Below are 21,040 nucleotides of genomic sequence, written 5' to 3'. Positions count from 1 at the left end.
CACCTAGCCACCACTCTGCAAAAATCTACCAAGCAAACGGAGAAATAATCGTAAGCCTTCCTCCATATCTGTTTCATTCATTTGTGAATAACATAAACGGATATACCGGGAAGGGGTCTCCGCGGAGTAACAAACATCACCCGGTAAAAAAGAAATGCTCTCCTGTTCGGCCAGCTCATGTAGCCTTCCGATATCAGGGGAAGCCGGCAACTCCAGCCAGAGGTTAAGACCACCCTCTGGGAGAATATATTTTACTCCAGGCGGCGCGTAAAGCTTTAGAAGCTTCGCCGCCTTTTCCATACGTGCACGGAGTGTAACTCGTAACTGAGCAGCATAGGCTTCATACTTGCCCGCTATGAATGGCAATACCGCCCTTTGTGTGAGCAGCGGACTCCCTAAATCACTTGCGGACTTCGCGGCGATAAGCCGTGACAGAATATTCCCACCAGCGGCTACACAGGCAATTCTGCAGCCGGGTGCAATAACTTTACTGAAACTCTTCATATAAACTACATGCCCTTCGGAATCCATCGATTTGATCGTAGGCGGCGGAGGCGCATGGAAATATAAATCACTAAATGGATCATCCTCAACAATAAGACAACGGTAACTGCGGGCTAATTCCAGCAGACGTTGTCTTCTTGCTATACTCATGGTTACTCCGCTAGGATTCTGAAAAGTAGGGATTGTATAAATTAGCTTAGGCGGTCTTTGATCACACATTCTTGTAAGAATATCCACCCGCATCCCTTCACTGTCCGTAGGTACAAAAATCATCTCTGCACCTCGTCCTGCAAAAACATCTATAGCCCCTGTATAACTAGGAGCCTCAAGATACACGGTGTCCCCAGGTCCGACAAAGGTACGAGCCACCAGATCAATGCCTTGCTGAGTTCCGCTTGTGATCATAACATCAGAGGAAGTAAGTGCAATTCCACGTGTTTTTAAATGATCGCTCATAATTCCTCGCAGCTCCAGATCACCTTGGAAGTTCCCATAGGTTGCCATAAGCTCCGGCTGCTGCATAACTAAAGATGCGAAGGAGTCACCAATATTTTTTAGAGGAAGTAACTCACTATGAATTGCAGCTATATGAAAGGGATACTTTACTTCAGAGTAATCAAAATTGCGCCAAAGCTGAGCTCGCGGCAAATAATCATCATATATATCCTGCCAGCGGCCATCTTCCTGACGTCGGGTGTGTTCAGGGTCGGCTACAAAGCAGCCTTTTCCTTGCCTGCAATAAATAAGTCCCCGCTTCTCAAGCACATTGTATGCCTTGCTTACTGTAACCTGGCTTACTCTCAAAGCTGTAGCCAAACTTCTTACGGAGGGCAGCCGGACACCTTGCTGGAGCAATCCTGATGAGATCCGCTGACTTAGGGTTTCACTGATTTGATGAGGCAGAGATTTACTGCTATTGCGAATCAAATCGATGTGCATGAACCCTCCACCTCCACTGTTATATTCAACGCTTTACTGTTATACAGTACTCCTATTATGATAGCACCAAATTGAAAGGTGGAGAACTCATTTATGGATATCAAATACTCGACCGCAGCCAATCATCTAGGATCATCAGCCGTTCGTGAGATTCTAAAAGTTACACAGGGCAATGACATCATTTCACTTGCAGGCGGGCTGCCTGGGGAGGATTTGTTTCCCTTGGAGGCCGTACGAGACGCTTATAACCGTGTACTCTCCAGTGACACCTCAGTGCTTCAATACGGATTAACCGAGGGCTTTACTCCACTACGTGATAAAATCGCCGAAAGACTTACTCGGCAAGGAATCCCTGTTACAGCATCTGAGATGATCTTGACTACAGGTTCCCAGCAAGCCATTGATTTATTATGTAAAATACTACTTGATCCCGGTGATGCTGTACTTGTTGAAGCCCCCACTTATTTAGCAGCTTTACAGGTACTCGGCTCTTACCGGGCTGATATTCATACGATAAATAATGACGAGCAAGGCATGCTGCCAGATCACCTGGAAGATCAAATACAAAAATTACGGCCCAAACTCCTATATGCAGTTCCGACCTTCAACAATCCTTCAGGAGCAACCTGGAGTAAGGAACGCCGTGAGAAAGTGGTGGAAATCTGCCGCCGCTACAATGTTCTTATCTTGGAGGATAATCCCTACGGCGAAATAACCTTTGAGGAGAATAAAGATCTTTATCCACCCTCACTAGCATCCATCGACAGAAGCTATGGCGGCGATTATTGTGTCGCTTACACTGGAACTTTTTCCAAAATCGTAGCCCCTGCCCTGCGTACCGGCTGGATTATTGGCGATTCCAATCTAATCAAGACCATCGCCAAAGCAAAGCAAGCCGCTGATCTGCATTCTAGCACCATTGACCAACGGGCTTTAGATGAACTGCTGCTGCATTTCGATATTGAGCAGCATATCCGCGTCATCTCACGAGAATATTATTCTCGAATGAAGCTCTTATCCGCGGAACTCCGATCGCAGAACTGGGAAGGCGCTCATTTTCTGGAGCCACGAGGCGGTATGTTCCTGTGGCTAACACTTTCCCAAGAGATCAACACGAAGGAATTACTTCCTCTAGCAGTAGAGAACGGTGTTGCTTTTGTTCCCGGTGAAGTGTTCTATTCATCACAGCCCCACAAGAATAAGATGCGTCTGAATTTCACCCATACGCCACCTAAGCTTGTACCCGTTGCTGTTCAGCGTCTGGAGAAGGCGTTGGTACAATGGCGGGAGAGTCAGGCCGGCATTCGTTCATAAGCATGACAAAACCCGGATTCTTCATCCTGTATGGGATTAGGAAGCCGGGTTATTTTTATTTCTCAGCCATGCTTAGCGTAATTTACTTCTTAGATACTTCTATGCTATCTTTATTGAGCCTAAAATATCCATTTTCAACGAAAGACATGATTCGACTGACACTTACCCCTGTTTGAAGGGATATATTTAATACCATCGTGTCGGGTGAAGTCTCTACGATACGCCTGATTCTCTGATACATCTCATCACAACTATTGCACATCCTCTTATTGTTTCGTTCATATAAATGTCCGCAGAACCCGCAAATCTGATAATTACCCATGTTATACATTTCCCTCTTTCTACATATCTTCTTGCCACGAGCATAAACACCTTCGGCGTCCTTATAAGGATGGTAAGCGTTGCGAGAAATATAAGGATAATGTATAAAATGAATCTTATACTTTCTTATATTTTAAAAAAGCGACGTGATCCGGTTTCCCGAGATACGCCGCCGCTTGTATGGTTGTTGTTGTTTATCATAACGTTGCAGTTAGGAAAGTTTGCCGTAAGCCGGGTTCTGTGCTCGTCGTGGTTCAATCGGGAACTACCCTCCCACCATAAGCGACAATCATCTATCTAGGCCGTACATTACTGCACAGCTCCAGCGACCAACCTAGACGCGCCTCAGGCTAAGGCTGCCTATTCCAATACAGGAATTTGCTGCGTCTCATTAGGTCTTGCTCCAGATGGGGTTTACCAGGAACGAAGTCACCAGCGTTCCTCGGGGTCTCTTACACCTCGGTTCCATCCTTGCCTGTGCCGCCCTAAGGCGGCCATCGGCGGTCCATTTCTGTGGCACTATCCTTCGACTCGCGCCGACTGGACGTTATCCAGCATCCTGCCTTATGGAGCCCGGACTTTCCTCCCGTGACGTCTACACGTCACCGGCGATTGTCTGTCAAACTTTCCGAACAACATTATATATTATACAGACATCGCATGTCTGGCACAAGCATTATTAAATGGAATTTTTATAGGAACTTAAATGGCTCCGTATTCACCTGCGAAGCATGTACAGCTGTATCATACCTATGCTCCACCAGTTTCCCAGTCATCCACGCTGCTACTTTCTCTTTCATGATCTTCTCCGCATTATGTCCTGGATCAATCAGAGTGATCCCAGCGAGCACGGCATCCTGTGCTGTATGATAATCAAGATCTCCTGTAACCAGCACATCTGCACCGCGGAAAATAGCACTGTTATAATACTTTCCACCCGAACCGCCGAGAACAGCGGCTTTACGAATCGGACGATCCAAATCACCCACAACACGTACATGGTCTACTTTCAGACCTTTTTTTACCGTCTCAACGAATTGCCCAAGTGTTGTAGGTTCTTTGAGCTTTCCAACCCGCCCAAGCCCTAAACTGCGGCCTTTAAGATCCATCGTGTACAAATCATAGGCAACCTCTTCATAAGGATGAGCCTTGAGCATAGCCTGTACCACTTTATTGCGGATACTGTGTGGCACGATCGTCTCAATACGGATCTCCTCAGCACGCTCCATCTTCCCTTTTTCCCCGATATAAGGATCTGTGCCTTCTCCCGGAATAAAAGTCCCGTATCCCTCAATATTGAAGCTGCAATGACTATAGTTGCCGATTGCCCCTGCTCCTGCATTCAAGATGGCATCTAAAACCTTCTGATGATGATCCTTTGGTACAAATACCACCAACTTAGACAATTGCTCTGAATGAATGTCTTTGATGGGTACTCCGTTCTCTATGCCCAGAGCTTCCGCCATCCAATCGTTCATTCCACCTTCGGTAACATCCAGATTAGTGTGACTGATGTATACCGCGATGTCATTTTTAATCAGTTTTTCATACATTCTACCCATTGGAGTGTCTGTTTGAATCCCTTGCAGCGGAAGGAAAATAATCGCATGGTGGGCAATGATTAGATTACAGCCGAGACTTATTGCCTCTTCAACGACTTCATCATTAACATCCAGTGCAACCAGCACATTGGTTATCTCTTTCTGTAAGGAACCTAGTTGAAGACCGACTTTGTCCCACTCTTCGGCTAAATGCTTCGGAGCCAGCTGCTCCATATATTGAATTACTGTTTGTCCTTTGGCAAGCATTGCAGCACCTCCGTAATCTCCTTGATCTGATCTCGAATTAATTTCCGTTTATTCTCCGCAGATTCGAGCTCTGAACGTGACAATGATGTCAAAATGCCTTCCAATTTCTGTATCTCCCCTTGCCACTTGGCAAAAAACACAGCATTCGGTGCTTGTAATAGAAATGGTCCCATCTGTAGCAAGGTATCCTGACCACGAACCATAGCGGAATCACCTAACGTTACCTCTCGATATACATGGGCATTCGTAATTCCGGCACTCGCATCCTCTGGTACAGCCGTTAATACTTCATATAACTTCCCATCTTCTTCGAGAATACTTTCAGCTATAAGAACCCAATTATTAGCTAGTAGCCAGCGACGCAAAATATCCTCGCCCACATTCGGCTGAAGGACCAGTGTTGTAACATCCTTAAGCTTACCTTGGCTCTGACCACGGTCTAAAATCGAGGCAATTAAAGCCCCTCCCATACCAGCGATCGTGATACAATTAACTTCACCAGGTTCCAGTACCTCAAGGCCATCCCCTCGCCGCACCGAGATCACCTTTCCTAATCCGGCCTCTGCAACGCCTTTACAAGCAGCATCAAAAGGACCTGGGTTTACCTCACCTGCTACTGCGAATATCGCCTTACCGCTTTCTACAGCAGCTACAGGAAGCAGCGCATGATCAGAACCGATGTCTGCCAACCTGCTTCCTTGCGGAATTTGCTTCAGCAATTGCTGAAGTCGATCTGATAATTTCACATTGTTCATGTTGCCACCCACGTTATCCATTTTTTTCGAAACAAGAACAGCAGGGCTAAGCCTACCGCAATTTTAAAAATTAGCATAAACGAAATCCACTGCGGGAAATTTTGTCTCAATAAAAGAGCATCGAGCTCAGGCATAACCCATAACGATACGCCCACTGCAAAAAATACATTAGCGGCGCCTTTTACTCTGTGATGTAAAAGCCAGCTTAGCCACACCATCATTACACATAATGGAAGCCATAAGAACTCAAGCTCTAGCATCGAGGCATCAGGCCGTCTTCCACCGAAGAATCCAGCATATAGTAATGCCCAAAAAGCATACCCGCAGTACTGCAGCAAGCCGATCCGGAGCACAAATCCCAGAATACACCATAACAAGCCGCAAGCTCCAATCAGAATCGGTCTCCAGAACTGAGGATCAAGATCATGCAAAGCAATCAGCCATAGCCCAAAACCAAGCGATAACACGCTACCCAGCCCCGCCAGAATAAGACTAATAACATGATTTCGGTTCTTGTAAACCGCTGAGTATCCATAACAAATAATTAATACGGATAGTGCTGTTGCAAGTTGCAAAGGCCAGGGAAAAACGCTAAAATAAAGACTAATCAAGAAAATCAAGGAAATAATTCCAAAACCAAACAGCCAAATTTTGATGTTTCCCTGCTGTAGATTCTTCAGCGAAATCGGATTTTTATCCTTCGCCGCAGCTTCATCATCATACAGATTGGTTAAGAAGTCGCAATATTGCTCTGGTAGCAATCTGTTCTTTCTCCAATACTGAATCTCTTTTATAATAATTTCGCGTTTTTCCAAATTCACTGGCTCATCCTTCTTTCCAGATACACAAGGTCAGCACTTTTAGGGTCGTAATTCAAATAAAAGAACCTCCTGCTACTGAGCAGCAGAAGGTCCAGTTCATGAAATACTATTCAAGGAAATCCTTAAGCCGTTTACTGCGGCTAGGGTGACGAAGCTTACGCAATGCTTTAGCTTCAATCTGGCGAATCCGTTCGCGGGTAACGCCGAACACTTTGCCCACTTCTTCAAGTGTTCTCGTCCGGCCATCATCTAGGCCAAAACGCAGACGAAGTACATTCTCTTCACGCTCCGTGAGCGTGTCCAGTACATCCTCCAGCTGTTCCTTCAGCAGTTCATAAGCTGCTGCATCCGCAGGAGCCAAGGCTTCCTGATCCTCAATGAAATCTCCCAGATGTGAATCGTCTTCTTCACCGATCGGTGTTTCGAGCGATACTGGTTCTTGGGCAATCTTCATGATTTCTCTAACTTTCTCAACCGTCAGCTCCATCTCAGCCGCAATTTCCTCTGGCGAAGGTTCACGTCCCAGTTCTTGCAGCAATTGACGAGAGACACGAATCAGCTTGTTGATCGTCTCAACCATGTGTACAGGAATACGAATCGTACGTGCCTGATCCGCAATCGCGCGGGTAATGGCCTGACGAATCCACCAAGTTGCATACGTACTAAATTTGAACCCTTTGTTATGGTCAAATTTCTCTACCGCTTTGATCAGACCCATATTACCTTCCTGAATCAAATCAAGGAACAGCATACCGCGTCCAACATAACGTTTAGCAATACTTACTACAAGACGTAGGTTCGCTTCAGCGAGACGACGTTTGGCTTCCTCGTCACCATTCTTAATACGCATAGCAAGCTCTACTTCATCGTCAGCCGACAACAGCGGAACGCGTCCAATTTCTTTTAGATACATACGAACAGGGTCATTAATCTTAATCCCTGGCGGCAGTGACAAATCATCATCAAAGCTGAACTCATCGCCCTCTTTGTCTTCATTGTCCTCATTTGGCCGGAGGCTGTTAACCTCCTCATCGTTCTCGTTTACAACTTCAATCCCCAAATCACTGAGTTGTTCATAGAACTCCTCCATTTGCTCGGGGTCTTGATCAAACGGCGATAATTTCTCCATAATATCTTTGTATAGCAATGATGATCTTTTCTTGCCTTGCTCAATAAGCTGATCCTTAACCTGATCCAAAGTAAATTCTGCTTCCAATTCAGTATGCTGATCGTTCGCCATAATTCGACTCCCTCCTCCCTAGGTACATCCTGTCAACATTTCATTGTCTCTCTAGGGCTATAATCTCACTTGCTATTTGTGCCGCACGCAAAAAGTCACCTGACTTTTCCGCCTGAATCATCTCTTCACGCTTCTGATCCATCTTGCGCTGCAGTGGGTATTTCCGTACTTCACGGATACAATCATCCAGCACCTGCATATTCCAGTCCGGAGGTGTATCCATCATGGAAATTGATGTTGCAGTTTTCTCTAGACGATCGTCCTGAAGCGATGATAGAAACCGACTAATGCCGGGTGGTTTGCCTTGCGCGTAATAGGCATATAGATAAGCGGCAATTGCCGCATGATCATCGATGTTGAAATCTTCTCCGAGGCGTTCGCCCACATACGTGGCGGCTTCCGGGTCCTGAATCATAAAGGACAGTAGACGCCGTTCCGCGACATGATAAGCGGGCAGCAAAGTTGGTGTCTGCACTTGCCCTTTTTTATGCCTACCATTATTCCACCTTTTGTCGTTATTATCCCCTTCAGGGATGTTTTTTTGCATCGATGCCCTAAGTAAATTACAATCCTGCTTCAAACTATCATATGAAAGTTCCAGCTCAGAAGCGATTTCCCTTAGGTAAACCTCTCTCTCAGTCGAGGAATGTAACGAAGCAATGACCTCCAAAGCTTCTTTGACGTAGGCAATTTTGCCATCTTCCTCTAGGAGTATATGGTTTTTTTTCAGATATATAAGCTTAAATTTTATGGATGAAACCGCTGAATCAATAACCTGATCCATAAACCTTTCTCCACCATGCTTGGAGATGAATTCATCTGGATCGAGTCCGCTTGGCAGTAAGGCAACTTTCACACGCAGGCCACTGCCTTCAAGCATTGGAATAGACTTTATAGCAGCTGCTTGTCCTGCCCGGTCACCGTCATAAGACAGTACAATTTCATCCGCCAGGCTCTTCATCAGTGCTACATGACTTTCAGTTAAAGAAGTTCCCATTGTTGCTACGCCGTTATGCACACCTGCTTCCCAGGCCGAAATGACATCTCCGTATCCTTCAAAGAGGACGATTTGCCGCGTTTTGCGGATGGATGCTTTGGACTGGTGCAAATTGTATAAAATCCGGCTTTTGTTAAACAGTCTACTCTCTGGAGAATTTAAATACTTAGGTTGTCCTTCTCCATGAATTCTTCCGGCAAACGCAATCACCTTGCCGGTGCGGTTCGCAATCGGAAAAATTATCCGACCACGGAAACGGTCTATATAGCCTTTACCCTCACCCCGGGCAGACAAGAGTCCGCCTTTCTCCATCTCAGCAAGGTCAAAATTCCGTTTCTCCAAAAATTGTAGCAAAGTATCCCAGCGGTCCGGAGCATATCCGATCTGAAACTGGTCAATCATTTTATCGCTGAAGTTCCGGGCTCTTAAATACTCCATTGCGGCTTTGCCGTGTTCCGTATTCTTCAGCAAGTAATGATAAAACTTTGCAGACCATTCATAAGCTTGAATCAACCGATCGCGTTCCGGATCAGGAGGAGACATTAGGCCTCCCTTACCTTCAGGAACGGGAATATCACTTTCTTCAGCCATTATTTTGACGGCTTCGGGGAAGGTTAATCCTTCGATTTCCATCCTAAATTTGATGGCATTTCCACCCATGCCGCAGCCAAAGCAATGAAACACTCCCCGGTCGGGGGTAACTGTAAAGGAAGGGGTTTTCTCCGAATGGAACGGGCAGAGGCCCCATAAATATTTCCCCTGCTTGGACAAATGGACAACCTTACCGACTGTATCGACAATATCATGACGTGCAAGCACGCTTTCGATAACTTCTTCCGGAATATTCCCGTGTCCGCTAGCCACTTCAACCACCTTCAATTCTTAACAAATAAATATAATTCGCTATTGCTCTACATTCTCCTGCAAAAGTATTAAAAGTTTTGTCATTTTATGTTGAAAATATATTTTTTCTTCTGCCGTTATAGGTTTTGGACCCTTCGAGTATTGTCCCCGTCTTCGTTCCACGGCCCTGGCATGCCTGCCTTCCAACATAAAATCCATTTTGGAATCATCATATTCCTGACCACGAAAAGAAAGCACACTGCAACGTTTTCCGAGCGCAAGTGCCGCGAGACCATAGTCTTGAGTCAACACCACATCTCCAGCAGAAATATGATTGGCAATATATAGATCGGCACTTTGATCTCCCCGGTCCACCTGCACAACCGTAACACCTTCTTCAGCTTTCAGTGCATGGTCATAAGAAGATACCATCAGTACCGGCACGCCAAAAGCGCGGCCTACTTCAGCAATCTCTTTTTTGACCGGACAAGCATCCCCATCCACGACTATAGTTCTAGACCGGGACTTCTTCTCCATGATCATCACCAATTTCCCGTGTAATATATATACGCCCTTACCGCAAGAAATCCTTCTTTCTATGCATAAATACGGAACGGATGTCAAATGACGCATTGGCACCGTTCCGTATATTTATACCCCAAACCAACATTCTATACCATAAGACACAAACTTTTCTTATAGATGTTGTTCGAAAAGCTGATCTTTGATCAAATGTCGAATCTTGAAATTCAGCCGGGAACTCCGGTGCTCAGCCGTTTACCAAACCAGCTTGCCAAAATCAGCAAACGCCTTGGAGTCAGCATCAATCCCAGCAAGCAAAGCTAAACGGTTAGCACGTATCTGCTCATCCTCTGCCATAACCATAACAGAATCGAAAAATGCTGTAACAGCATCTTTTAGACCCGAGAGAATTCGGAGTGCTTCTTCGGCATTGTTCGCAGACATCGCTTCAAGATACGGTGTGTGTAACTCCTGCCATGTATTATACAGCTCTAGCTCAGCATCTTCTTTAAGTAAAGAAGGATCAATCCCTTCGCTGGTTGCTTTAGCTGCCAGATTACTAACCCGAGTAAGTGAATCCACGGTGATTTTGAAGTCTGCTTGGTCTAACACAGCACCCATAAGCGCACGGCTTCTACCTACAACATCTACCACGTCGTCAAAGCCAGCTGCTGTAACAGCATCCACAACATCATAGCGTACATTGTCGGATAAAAGTCGTTTAACACGCAGACTGAAGAACTCGTACAGGTTTATACGTAGTTCATCGTCAGAATGTTTCGAATTCCCTGAATTTTTATGAATTTCAATCGCAGCTTCAAAAATTTCGCGTAGCGTAATCGGCAATTTATGCTCAAGCACGATTTGAACAATCCCTGCAGCCTGTCGACGCAGTGCGTAAGGATCCTGAGAACCTGTAGGGATGATACCGATGGAGAAGCAGCCTACAATTGTATCAATCTTATCTGCAATGCTGACAACCGATCCAGCATCCGTCGAAGGTACTGCATCTCCTGCGAACCGTGGCTGATAATGTTCGAAGATTGCTCTTGCCACAGTTTCAGGTTCTCCTGCTTTGCGTGCATAATCTTCGCCCATGGTGCCTTGGAGTTCTGGGAATTCATAAACCATTTGAGTGACAAGGTCGAATTTACAAATATCAGCAGTCCGACTTACTTCAGAAAGGGCCCTATCAGACAATCCCAATGTTACAGCAAGACGATCGGAGATTTGGCGAATACGACGCACTTTATCTCCAACACTGCCAAGTTCTTCATGGTAGACGATATTCTCTAGTTTGGCTAGTGCATCATCAATCTTCATCTTTTGATCTTCTTGATAGAAGAATTTGGCATCTGATAGACGAGCACGGAGTACCTTCTCATTTCCCTTAGCAATTACATCCAAAGATACTGCATTTCCGTTACGCACCGTTACGAAGAAAGGCAGAAGCTTGCCTGCTGCATCAAAAACTGGGAAATAGCGCTGATGCTCACGCATCGAAGTAATCAGCACATCTTGCGGAATGTTCAAGAACGATGGGTCAAAGGTTCCAAATAGCACGGTTGGTGTTTCAACTAGAAACAATACTTCCTCCAAAAGATCCTCTTTGATCGCAATCGTCCAGCTTTTTTCTTCAGCCAATTCATTGATTTGTTTCAGGATCAGCTCTTCCCGTTCCTTCACATCTACAAGCACATGCTGCGCACGCAAGCTCTCCACATATTGTGCAGGCTCCGAAATTACAGTCTCTGTTCCCAGAAAACGATGTCCACGGCTCACATTCCCTGCTTTTACATCTGTAATTTCCAAATCAATAATATCTTTGCCGAAAAGAGCAACTAACCAGCGGATCGGACGCACGAATTTAAAATCGTAAGCTCCCCAACGCATGTTTTTCGGAAAAGTCATCGCATTTACTATCCCTAAAAGTCCTTCTGAGAGCAACGAAGCTGTCTCTACCCCAGCACTATTTCTAGTAGCATAAATATACTCTACTCCTGCTAGCTCTTTGAACGTAAATTGCTCTGGGGATACACCTTGACTCCGGGCAAACCCTAATGCAGCTTTGCTCCAGTCTCCGTTTGCATCCAGTGCGATCTTGCGTGACGGCCCTTTGACCTCTTCGCTAATATCCGCTTGCTTCTCAGCCGCATCCTTAACAAAAACAGCGAGACGACGTGGCGTTGCATAAGCAGTAACTCCAGCATGGGTAATCCGTGCAGAATCCAACCACTTGGACGTTCTATCTTGCAGCTGTTCCATCGCAGCGCGGATAAACCGTGCAGGAATTTCCTCCAGACCGATCTCAAACAGGATATCTTTAGACACGGTCAGCACCTTCTTTCTTCAGCAGCGGGAAGCCAAGCTTCTCGCGTTCCTCAAGATATGTTGCCGCTACAGAGCGGGCAAGATTACGCACACGGGTAATAAATCCAGTCCGTTCTGTAACACTGATGGCTCCACGTGCATCCAGCAGATTAAAGCTATGTGAACATTTCAACACGTAATCGTAGGCTGGGAACACAAGATTTTTTTCCATCGCTCTACGCGCTTCTTCTTCGTACATGTTGAACAGTGAAAATAGCATTTTTACATCAGATACTTCAAAGGTGTAAGTAGAATGCTCGAATTCCGGCTGATGAAAAACATCACCATAAGTCATGCCGCTAACCCATTCAAGATCGAATACATTTTCTTTATCTTGAATGTAGGAGGCTAACCGCTCCATACCGTAAGTAATTTCTACAGCAACTGGATTGGCTTCAATCCCACCGACCTGTTGGAAGTAAGTAAACTGAGTGATTTCCATACCATCCAGCCATACTTCCCATCCTAGACCTGCACAACCGAGTGAAGGGTTCTCCCAGTTATCCTCGACAAAACGGATATCATGCAAGAGCGGATCAATACCGAGTGCCTTTAAGCTATCCAAGTAAATCTCTTGAATGTTATCAGGCGATGGTTTGATAATGACTTGAAATTGATGATGCTGATACAGACGGTTCGGATTCTCGCCATAACGACCATCGGATGGGCGACGTGAAGGCTCTACGTACGCAACTCTCCATGGTTCAGGACCTAGTGAGCGTAAAAAAGTCATAGGGTTCATCGTGCCGGCGCCTTTTTCTGTGTCATAAGGCTGTACGATAATACAGTTCTGTTCAGCCCAGAACTGCTGCAGCGTCAAAATCATCTGCTGAAAGTTCATAATACCGTCTCCTTCGCTTTACAAGTTTTTAACTCCATTTGCTTAAAACTTCTTACCATGGAGGCGGCACTTTTCGCTCCTGACAGCAACAAAAAACCCCCGCCCCCATGCCTGATTAACAGACATAGGGACGAGAGTTTAACTTATTCTCCCGCGGTTCCACCCTACTTGATTTCATACCTTGCTTCAGCGATATTACGGCTAAAGACAAGAACGAAATCCACTTTCATTCGCCATATCCGTACTCCCGGGTGCCATGTTCATGAACGTTGTCCCGCCAGGCTCTCACTACCCCCAGCTCGCTGAATCGCAACAATGTCGCTCACTACTTTCCCGATCAATGCACGCTCTCCCGAAATGGAGCAAAACGGCGATCAGATAATCTTATAAAGAAACTGTTCCTATAGTAACGGAAAAATCAGATTTCGTCAAATCTTGTACTTGTCGAGCTGGTCCAGGAAATTCTGTGATTTCAGCTTTAATCCAAGCTGCATATCCATAAAGGCTCGCATAATTTTTTTCAATTCATCTCGGCTGCTTTCTTTGACATCCACATTCCCTAATCTAGTTAGATCAAGTCTGGCGAATAAGCGTAGCAACTTCAACGCACGAGCGGAGACCTCCATTGCTGGAGGATCATTATGTTTACAGCTGCGGCAGAGTGCTCCACCAAGGCGAGGGCTTATCAGCAATTGTTCATCAGGCTTTTCAGCTCCACATATCACACAGGTGTCGAACTCTGGACCATAACCGGCTGCTTGCAAAATCTTCATTTCATAAACATTTATGATAACTCCAGGTTCCTTATCTTCTTCTAGTGCGTTCAAGCAGGCCGTAAGCTGGCGAAACCAGAAGCTTCCCGTCTCCTCATCATGCAGGACTTTATCAAGCAGTTCACAAGCGTAAGATGCATAAGCAGCTTTGATCAAATCCTCACGTAGAGGGTGGTGAGACTTCGTGATTTCGCCGGAATTCAGCGTCCCAAGTCCTCCGTTATTTCTAAAAAAAACAAATTCACCGACGGTGAACAATTGGATCAGTGCAGCATGGCGGCTTTTGACCTTCTTTGCGCCACGCACCAGAACTCCTACTTTTCCCGCGTTCTCGGTGCAAAGCGTAATGATTGCGTTCCCCTCGCCGTAGTCCATGCTGCGGATGACGATCCCTTCCACCCTGTGTAGCATGCCTCTTCCCCCAACCATTCGGCAAGCAACCAGTCCTTATTGCGCTTCTTCATCACAGACCTTCTCTTCTTCCACTAGCTGTAATCCACTGTCTTCAAGTGGATAGCCAGCTTCCTTGTATAGCAGGTAAGCATCGACGTCTCCTGTCATTGCAAAATACTTCCACGAAAAGTTTCGCATTCGTATTCATCCTTTCTTGGGAAAGACGATGTCTCTTCAAGAATTAGGATGTGCGATGAGCCAGGTTCTATCCTTGCAATTCCTGCCAAACGAGGAAGAACGGATATAGATCTTAAAGGTCTTTATGGAAGCCCAAATCCCGCAAAACGCGATCCTGATTGCGCCAGTCTTTTTTCACTTTTACCCATAGCTCCAGAAAAATCTTCGAACCCAAAAGGTTCTCAATATCTGTCCGAGCACGTCTTCCAACCTCTTTCAGCAGCGCACCTTGCTTACCGATAATAATCCCCTTCTGAGAATCACGTTCAACAAAAATAACGGCAGACACATGGACCACACCATTCGGCTCAACCCTCATATCTTCGATGGCCACGGCAATGGAATGCGGTACTTCTTCGCGCGTCAAATGCAGAATCTTCTCACGGATTAGCTCTGCGCACACAAATTGCTCAGGGTGATCCGTAATTTGATCTTCTGGGTAGTACTGCGGACCTTCCGGCAAGTACTTAGCGACTTGCTCTAACAGCGTGTTAACATTGCTTCCCATCTTAGCAGAAATTGGAATGATTTCAGCAAAGTTATGCAGCTTGTTATACTGAGCCATAAGTGGGAGCAAGGCTTCCGGCTCTATTTTATCGATCTTGTTGAGTACAAGAATAACTGGCGTCTTAAGTCCGTTTAATTGCTCAGCAATGTATCGGTCTCCACCGCCCAAACCATCTGCAGCATCCACAAGGAACAGCACAGCCTCAACTTCACCCAGCGTGCTCATTGCAGTTTGGTTCATGTAGTCGCCTAGCTTGGACTGTCTTTTATGAATACCTGGTGTGTCCAGGAACACGATTTGCGAATTATTCGTTGTATAGACCCCATGGATTTTGTTTCTAGTGGTCTGTGGCTTATCCGACATGATTGCAATCTTCTGTCCAATAACCTGGTTCATGAGTGTCGATTTGCCTACGTTCGGTCTGCCGATAATTGCGACAAAGCCTGATTTGAATTTCATATTATCTTCCTTCCATACTTTCCTTCTAGTTCAATCTTTTTCAATCATTCAATCTTTTTTTAAAGCTTTTCGATCCCCCTAAATCCCCCTTAGCCAAGGGGGACCCCAAGGGCCCCGGCCCTCTGGACACCCGGAAATAGGCGTATCTGCAACGTTCGGCGGGATTAGAGGGACGGTTGTGCATGAGCGCTTTCGTCCCCTATCGGGGACACGCTTCACTGTCGCTTATTCACACGGCTCGCTTGAAGCTCGCCGTGGTAAGCAAAACTACTGAAATGAGCGACTATAGGCAGGTTTACAATTTACATTGTGCTAGGAATCGCTGGCGGCTACGCCGCATCGCTTATAGATGTTACTCCTATAACACATAGTTTGCACCAGTTTAACCTAACTTGGAAGTGCTGGAACACTTTTAAGTGTATTTTGTACAACAAATTTGAGTTTGAGTTATGTTTTTGGCGTTTTAGTTGCATTCTGTGCAATTAAATACTGTCCAACAAGCCAAATTCGAATAAAAGCATAGATTTAGTTGTACATTCTGCAATTAAATTAAACTTAGTGCACAATTGTGGCAGTTCAATTGTACAAAATGCAACTAAATTAGCTTAATCCGCAATAACATGTTCCAATTTATTCCGGAGCTTGTCCTTGCTTCAGATCGACAGGACCAAAAGCGCCGGGAAGCAATTCTCCCACCGTGGTCTCAACAATATCGCCTTTCATGTTTCCAAGGATAACCTTCATGTCTGGTGAACACAACTCAATCAGAACTTGGCGGCATACACCACAAGGAGATACGGGGCCATCGGAATCGGCAACAACGGCAATTGCCTTGAAAGAACCGATAGCATGACCGTCGGCGATGGCACGGAATAAAGCGGTTCGCTCCGCACAGTTGGTTGGGCCGAAAGCAGCATTTTCTACATTACATCCGTGATGAATATGACCATCCTGATCAAGGAGGGCGGCTCCAACTCCGAATCGGGAGTAAGGAATATATGCCTTAGCACGTGCTTTAATCGCTTCTTGCATAAGAAGAGTGGAATCCATATTGGGGTCCTCCTAAAGTTTTGTTTAGCGTTACATCATGGAATTACTTCATACAAAACTCACTTCGAGAGCATCCACTTAGTTTTGTTAGCGTCTCAACCTGGAATTACTTCGTACAAAACTCGCTTCCTAAACATCCAGTAACCAAAGAGGCGGAATCGCAAAACGCGGGTCCGCCTCTCCCCTAAATTGAATTGTAACCTGATTATGACATAAGTCCGCTAATCCAGTCCATCACCGGGTGGTAAAAAACATAGACCCCGACTAAGACAGCAAACACCGCCGTAAGAAGCACAGCTCCTGCGGCGGTATCTTTTGCTCTCTTAGCCAGCGGATGAATCTCCGGCGAGATCAGGTCTACCGTCGCCTCGATTGCCGTATTGAGCAGCTCGGCAGTTAAGACAAGCGTAATGGAGAAGAGCAGCAGCATCCAACTGGCCAGAGGAAGTCTGAACACGGCAGCGGCAACAAGTACAACCACAGCCAAACAGCAATGCACCTTCATGTTAAGCTCCGATTTGAATGCCGACACGATGCCTTGCGATGCAAACCGAAAAGAGTGCCAGAACTTCTTGTGTCCTACCGCCGTGTTCTTCACCATTAGCGAGTCAACCCAACCTGAGCTAGTACCTTCTCTTGTTTAGACATCATCTCTGCCTCTGAAGCTTCATCCTGATGATCATATCCTAACAAATGCAGAAATCCGTGCACAAAGAGGAAACCAAGCTCACGCTCCAGCGAATGACCATATTCCTGCGCTTGCTCCTGAGCACGAGTTACGGAAATGATGATATCTCCCAGTACATCCGGAACATCTTCCAGCGCTTCGCCCTCTTCTACTTCGTATATAATGTCCAGCTCGTCCTCTCCGCTTTCATTCATCGCAAAAGAAAGTACGTCCGTCGGACGGTCAATTCCCCGGTACTCCAAGTTCAACTCATGAATACGAGTGTTATCGACAAAAGTAAGCGCAACCTCCCCCTGATCGATCCCTTCCGCTTCACCTGCTTTTTTCAAAATACTCTCCAGCAGTGCAATGAGATCGTCCTTTATCTCGTATTCTTCTTGCTCGTTATCCCAAACGATCTCTAAACTCATGGGTTAGCTGCCCCTTCCTCTTTTTTCGGCTTACGCACATCTTCTGGGTATTCGATCCGTGAATGAAAAATCCCCATGACCGTTTCTTTCAGCGTCCGTGCAATAATGTCCAATTCTTTAATCGTTAAATCACATTCGTCAAACTGATGATCATCCAGTCGACTTTTAATAATTTTCTCAATCATCGTTTCCACCTGAAGGACGGTTGGTTTGCGTAAGGATCGCACCGCAGCTTCAACACTGTCGGCGATTCCTACAACAGCCGATTCCTTCGACTGAGCTTTCGGGCCAGGATAACGGAAATCTTCCTCGGTAAAATCAGGCTCAACACCTTTTTCTTCCGCCAGCTTCAGAGCCTTATGGTAAAAATAATGCAGGAACGTAGTGCCATGATGCTGCTCAGCAATATCACGAATCGGTTTGGGCAGCTTATATTCCCGTTGCATTTCCACCCCATCGCGGGCGTGAGCTACAATGATAGATTTACTAAGCTTCGGTTCAATAGAGTCATGCGGGTTTTCCATATTATTCTGATTCTCAATAAAATAAAACGGACGTTTTGTTTTGCCTATATCATGATAATACGACCCCACACGGCACAATAGGCCATCTGCTCCAATCGCTTCTGCGGCCGCTTCTGACAGGTTACCTACCATGACGCTATGGTGATAGGTTCCTGGTGTTTCCGTAAGAAGCTTGCGCAATAAGGGATGGTTCGGATTAGACAACTCTACCAGCTTCAGGGCAGATAGAATACCAAAGGTAGCTTCAAAGAAAGGCATCAGACCAATCACAAGCACTGCGGTCAAAAGTCCGCTCGCAAAAGCAAAACCAACGGCATACAGCGTGCTTACATCTTTCCATTCACCACCAGCTAAGAGGGTCAGCATAAAGACGGTCACACAGCCAAAAAGGGATACCATAATCCCGCCTTTTAATAATGTGGAACGCTGGCCTGCACGATGAGTGGCAAAAATAGCTACATAACAAACAACAATTGAAAAGAAGCCAAAGGTAAAATCAAACACCGAATTCTGCTGAACATTCAAAATGATACTGGCAAGTATACTGATCAGGATAGAACAGAAATATGCTAATGTCATATCCAGAAGCATGGTAATCAGCATAGCACCAATGGCTACTGGAGCCAGATACCCGAGATAGGAATGGACATCCGTCTGCAAAATTGCGGTCAACCGCATGGAAATGATCGTAATAACAAACACAAGCACCAGCATTAATAACTGGGAATTGTTATACTTGAAGCCCGCGGTTCCACCCGAGTAACGGATAAACACCATCAGACCCGCAGATAGCATGGTAGAAAGTAATAGTAATCCAACTTGAGGCCAATAGTTGACCTCATTACTTAGCAGGCCATTCTCATCCAAAAGGGCGTAGAGCTCAGGGGTGATTTTTTGACCTTTAGCGACGAGGACGTCGCCTTGCTCAATAAACACATCAGGTGTGTTCTCACGAGCCTGCACCTTTGCTTCCTTCGTTGCATCTTCGTCATAGAACTTATTGCTAGTAATAACAAGCCGGACTAACTCCTGCACAACCTCACGCGCCGTGCGCTGACTCAGAGAGCTGATACTGACCTGCTCCGCCACTTTGGCGCGCGCAGTCTGGGCATCCGTGATTTGATCGTTCATCAGCCTAGTCACAATATCACGAGCGACAGGCTTCATTTCGATAATGTCCTGAGAGGTCAGTCGCGGAATCTTAATGTAAGTTTCATCTGGAATGACATAGGTCTGCTCTTTTATGACAGATTGCATTTCCTCCAAAAGATGATCGGAATAAGTGCCTCCACCCCGATTGGAGGCTATGAAATTCAAAATAAAATCATTGGCTCTCTGCGGGATCTCATCACGATAAATCTCAGTCTTATCGCTTTGTGAAATCAAATCATCCTGATTCAGGCGATCAATCCGGTCCAGCAGCGATGTCACAAGATTATCAGCCCTCATCGGGATAATTTTATACTTAGGAGATACACCTTCGGCCGCTTCTTCCGCCGCCTTTAGTGTTGCCTTCTTGTCCAAAATTTGCTTGGGCGCTGTAATCTCCTTCGCGCTTAGCGTATTCTCTTTAATATCGTACCGCTTAGGCAGTAGATCGGGCGACAGACTAAAGTAGAACACAAGTCCGAGTAACAGGAAAAGAGCATAGCGTGTCGCCGCGCTATACTTCCATCCGTTGTTCGTATATACAAATCCGCTTAATTTAGATGGTTGCTTTGAAGCCATGAAGACAATCCCCTTTATTGGAGGTTTTCGGCAGAGCGGTCATAGGCAACGATAATTTTCTGCACCAGGGAATGCCGTACTACATCCTGCTCCGCAAAATAAACAAAACCGAGTTCTTCTATGCCGGATAAAATCGCTTTAGCCTCAATTAAACCGGATTTCTTGCCGCGAGGCAGGTCAATCTGGGTAACGTCACCCGTAATCACCATTTTGGACCCGAAGCCGAGTCGAGTCAAAAACATTTTCATTTGCTCAGGCGTTGTATTCTGGGCTTCATCCAAAATAATAAATGAATCATCCAACGTACGACCACGCATATAAGCGAGCGGAGCAATTTCAATTAATCCCCGTTCAAGCGCCTTAGCCACCTGATCTGGCCCCATAACGTCGTATAAGGCATCATATAACGGACGGAGGTATGGATCTACCTTTTCTTGCAAATCCCCTGGGAGGAACCCTAGACTCTCTCCTGCTTCTACTGCTGGGCGCGTAAGAATGATACGCTTAACAGAACCTTCTTTTAGTGCCGTAACTGCAAGCACTACCGCCAGGTAGGTCTTACCCGTTCCTGCAGGACCGATTCCGAATACAATATCACGCTTCTTGATCGTTGTCACATAATGTTTCTGGCCAATCGTTTTGACACGGATAGGCTTTCCACGAAAAGTTGTTGTAATTTCTCCCTTGAACAAATCGAGCAATTGATCGACTCGAAAGTCTTTCGCCAGCTCCACAGCGTACTGCACATCACGTTCAGTAAGTATGTAACCGCTCCGAATGAGGGACAGCAACACATTAAACAATTGTCCCAGCATGTCTACTTCCCGCTCCGCACCACGTATCGTTAACTCTGCTTCACGGGAATCAATAATAGCAGGAATTTCACTCTCGATGATTTTTAGGAATCCATCTTGCGGGCCGAACAACGATTGCGCTTCTCCCGCATTTTGCAAAGTAATACGAATGCTTGCAGTCTGTTCTGACAAGTAGCCTCA

18 protein-coding genes and 1 other RNA gene are annotated in these 21,040 nt (G+C 45.8%); 1 reads left to right on the top strand and 18 read right to left on the bottom strand.

Annotated features, from left to right (window positions below; all coding sequences use genetic code 11):
- Positions 1 to 3: 3 nt before the first annotated feature.
- Positions 4 to 1,443 carry a MocR-like pyridoxine biosynthesis transcription factor PdxR gene (gene pdxR, locus CA600_RS11690; protein WP_094870329.1) on the bottom strand — a complete coding sequence of 480 codons (1,440 nt, stop codon included), beginning with the start codon at positions 1,441 to 1,443 and terminating at the stop codon, positions 4 to 6.
- A 93-nt stretch (positions 1,444 to 1,536) separates the two neighbouring features.
- Here pdxR and CA600_RS11685 point away from each other — a divergent pair, with 93 nt between their 5' ends.
- On the top strand, positions 1,537 to 2,757 hold the full coding sequence (locus tag CA600_RS11685; protein WP_094870328.1) for an aminotransferase-like domain-containing protein: 1,221 nt from the start codon (positions 1,537 to 1,539) through the stop codon (positions 2,755 to 2,757).
- Positions 2,758 to 3,290: 533 nt separating this feature from the next.
- Here CA600_RS11685 and rnpB read toward each other — a convergent pair.
- The 17 genes from rnpB to CA600_RS11595 form a co-directional block, all read right to left on the bottom strand.
- An RNA gene (gene rnpB, locus CA600_RS11675) (RNase P RNA component class A) lies at positions 3,291 to 3,706 on the bottom strand.
- A gap of 64 nt (positions 3,707 to 3,770) precedes the next feature.
- The gene (locus CA600_RS11670) at positions 3,771 to 4,886 is read right to left on the bottom strand and encodes a Nif3-like dinuclear metal center hexameric protein (RefSeq protein ID WP_094870326.1); all 1,116 of its coding nucleotides are present in this window, start codon (positions 4,884 to 4,886) and stop codon (positions 3,771 to 3,773) included.
- Positions 4,862 to 5,632 (bottom strand): tRNA (adenine(22)-N(1))-methyltransferase, encoded by a 771-nt coding sequence (locus CA600_RS11665; protein WP_094870350.1) that lies wholly within the window; start codon positions 5,630 to 5,632, stop codon positions 4,862 to 4,864. Before CA600_RS11665 ends, CA600_RS11670 begins: the two co-directional genes overlap by 25 nt.
- Before the next feature lie 5 nt (positions 5,633 to 5,637).
- Complete coding sequence (locus tag CA600_RS11660; RefSeq protein WP_094870325.1) at positions 5,638 to 6,462, bottom strand: hypothetical protein; 825 nt, start codon at positions 6,460 to 6,462, stop codon at positions 5,638 to 5,640.
- A 106-nt stretch (positions 6,463 to 6,568) separates the two neighbouring features.
- Positions 6,569 to 7,702 (bottom strand): RNA polymerase sigma factor RpoD, encoded by a 1,134-nt coding sequence (gene rpoD, locus CA600_RS11655; protein WP_042130309.1) that lies wholly within the window; start codon positions 7,700 to 7,702, stop codon positions 6,569 to 6,571.
- A gap of 40 nt (positions 7,703 to 7,742) precedes the next feature.
- A complete protein-coding gene (gene dnaG, locus CA600_RS11650; protein ID WP_094870324.1) occupies positions 7,743 to 9,563 on the bottom strand; it encodes a DNA primase in 1,821 nt (606 codons plus the stop codon).
- Positions 9,564 to 9,602: 39 nt separating this feature from the next.
- Positions 9,603 to 10,079 (bottom strand): YaiI/YqxD family protein, encoded by a 477-nt coding sequence (locus CA600_RS11645; RefSeq protein WP_094870349.1) that lies wholly within the window; start codon positions 10,077 to 10,079, stop codon positions 9,603 to 9,605.
- A gap of 240 nt (positions 10,080 to 10,319) precedes the next feature.
- Complete coding sequence (gene glyS / locus CA600_RS11640; RefSeq protein ID WP_094870323.1) at positions 10,320 to 12,395, bottom strand: glycine--tRNA ligase subunit beta; 2,076 nt, start codon at positions 12,393 to 12,395, stop codon at positions 10,320 to 10,322.
- Positions 12,388 to 13,275, bottom strand: coding sequence for a glycine--tRNA ligase subunit alpha (gene glyQ / locus CA600_RS11635; protein ID WP_094870322.1), 888 nt, complete (start codon positions 13,273 to 13,275; stop codon positions 12,388 to 12,390). The genes glyS and glyQ overlap by 8 nt, the downstream gene beginning before the upstream one ends.
- A gap of 428 nt (positions 13,276 to 13,703) precedes the next feature.
- Positions 13,704 to 14,459 (bottom strand): DNA repair protein RecO, encoded by a 756-nt coding sequence (gene recO / locus CA600_RS11630; RefSeq protein WP_094870321.1) that lies wholly within the window; start codon positions 14,457 to 14,459, stop codon positions 13,704 to 13,706.
- Between the two features lie 36 nt (positions 14,460 to 14,495).
- On the bottom strand, positions 14,496 to 14,639 hold the full coding sequence (locus tag CA600_RS11625) for a YqzL family protein (RefSeq protein ID WP_076117313.1): 144 nt from the start codon (positions 14,637 to 14,639) through the stop codon (positions 14,496 to 14,498).
- 112 nt (positions 14,640 to 14,751) lie between these two features.
- Positions 14,752 to 15,645: a GTPase Era gene (era, locus tag CA600_RS11620; RefSeq protein WP_042190933.1), complete on the bottom strand. Its 894-nt coding sequence runs from the start codon at positions 15,643 to 15,645 to the stop codon at positions 14,752 to 14,754.
- A gap of 630 nt (positions 15,646 to 16,275) precedes the next feature.
- Positions 16,276 to 16,695, bottom strand: coding sequence for a cytidine deaminase (locus CA600_RS11615; RefSeq protein ID WP_094870320.1), 420 nt, complete (start codon positions 16,693 to 16,695; stop codon positions 16,276 to 16,278).
- 205 nt (positions 16,696 to 16,900) lie between these two features.
- Positions 16,901 to 17,296 (bottom strand): diacylglycerol kinase family protein, encoded by a 396-nt coding sequence (locus CA600_RS11610; protein WP_042130323.1) that lies wholly within the window; start codon positions 17,294 to 17,296, stop codon positions 16,901 to 16,903.
- Positions 17,296 to 17,793 (bottom strand): rRNA maturation RNase YbeY, encoded by a 498-nt coding sequence (ybeY, locus tag CA600_RS11605; protein ID WP_094870319.1) that lies wholly within the window; start codon positions 17,791 to 17,793, stop codon positions 17,296 to 17,298. Before ybeY ends, CA600_RS11610 begins: the two co-directional genes overlap by 1 nt.
- Positions 17,790 to 20,045 carry an HD family phosphohydrolase gene (locus tag CA600_RS11600; RefSeq protein ID WP_094870318.1) on the bottom strand — a complete coding sequence of 752 codons (2,256 nt, stop codon included), beginning with the start codon at positions 20,043 to 20,045 and terminating at the stop codon, positions 17,790 to 17,792. The genes ybeY and CA600_RS11600 overlap by 4 nt, the downstream gene beginning before the upstream one ends.
- A 14-nt stretch (positions 20,046 to 20,059) precedes the next feature.
- Positions 20,060 to 21,031 (bottom strand): PhoH family protein, encoded by a 972-nt coding sequence (locus tag CA600_RS11595; protein WP_042190944.1) that lies wholly within the window; start codon positions 21,029 to 21,031, stop codon positions 20,060 to 20,062.
- Between the last annotated feature and the right edge of the window lie 9 nt (positions 21,032 to 21,040).

It is taken from the genome of Paenibacillus sp. VTT E-133280 (genome assembly GCF_002264385.1).
GTDB classification, from domain to species: domain Bacteria; phylum Bacillota; class Bacilli; order Paenibacillales; family Paenibacillaceae; genus Paenibacillus_AQ; species Paenibacillus_AQ nitricinens.
Note: the sequence above shows the minus strand (reverse complement) of the source record. Positions and strands in the feature narration are given on the sequence as shown.

Coding starts and splice junctions, on each gene's coding strand:
- pdxR (WP_094870329.1), bottom strand. CDS start 1,443: ATGCACATCGATTTGATTCGCAATAGCAGTAAATCTCTGCCTCATCAA.
- CA600_RS11685 (WP_094870328.1), top strand. CDS start 1,537: ATGGATATCAAATACTCGACCGCAGCCAATCATCTAGGATCATCAGCC.
- CA600_RS11670 (WP_094870326.1), bottom strand. CDS start 4,886: ATGCTTGCCAAAGGACAAACAGTAATTCAATATATGGAGCAGCTGGCT.
- rpoD (WP_042130309.1), bottom strand. CDS start 7,702: ATGGCGAACGATCAGCATACTGAATTGGAAGCAGAATTTACTTTGGAT.
- CA600_RS11645 (WP_094870349.1), bottom strand. CDS start 10,079: ATGGAGAAGAAGTCCCGGTCTAGAACTATAGTCGTGGATGGGGATGCT.
- glyQ (WP_094870322.1), bottom strand. CDS start 13,275: ATGAACTTTCAGCAGATGATTTTGACGCTGCAGCAGTTCTGGGCTGAA.
- recO (WP_094870321.1), bottom strand. CDS start 14,459: ATGCTACACAGGGTGGAAGGGATCGTCATCCGCAGCATGGACTACGGC.
- CA600_RS11625 (WP_076117313.1), bottom strand. CDS start 14,639: ATGCGAAACTTTTCGTGGAAGTATTTTGCAATGACAGGAGACGTCGAT.
- era (WP_042190933.1), bottom strand. CDS start 15,645: ATGAAATTCAAATCAGGCTTTGTCGCAATTATCGGCAGACCGAACGTA.
- CA600_RS11615 (WP_094870320.1), bottom strand. CDS start 16,695: ATGGATTCCACTCTTCTTATGCAAGAAGCGATTAAAGCACGTGCTAAG.
- CA600_RS11610 (WP_042130323.1), bottom strand. CDS start 17,296: ATGGTGAAGAACACGGCGGTAGGACACAAGAAGTTCTGGCACTCTTTT.
- ybeY (WP_094870319.1), bottom strand. CDS start 17,793: ATGAGTTTAGAGATCGTTTGGGATAACGAGCAAGAAGAATACGAGATA.
- CA600_RS11600 (WP_094870318.1), bottom strand. CDS start 20,045: ATGGCTTCAAAGCAACCATCTAAATTAAGCGGATTTGTATATACGAAC.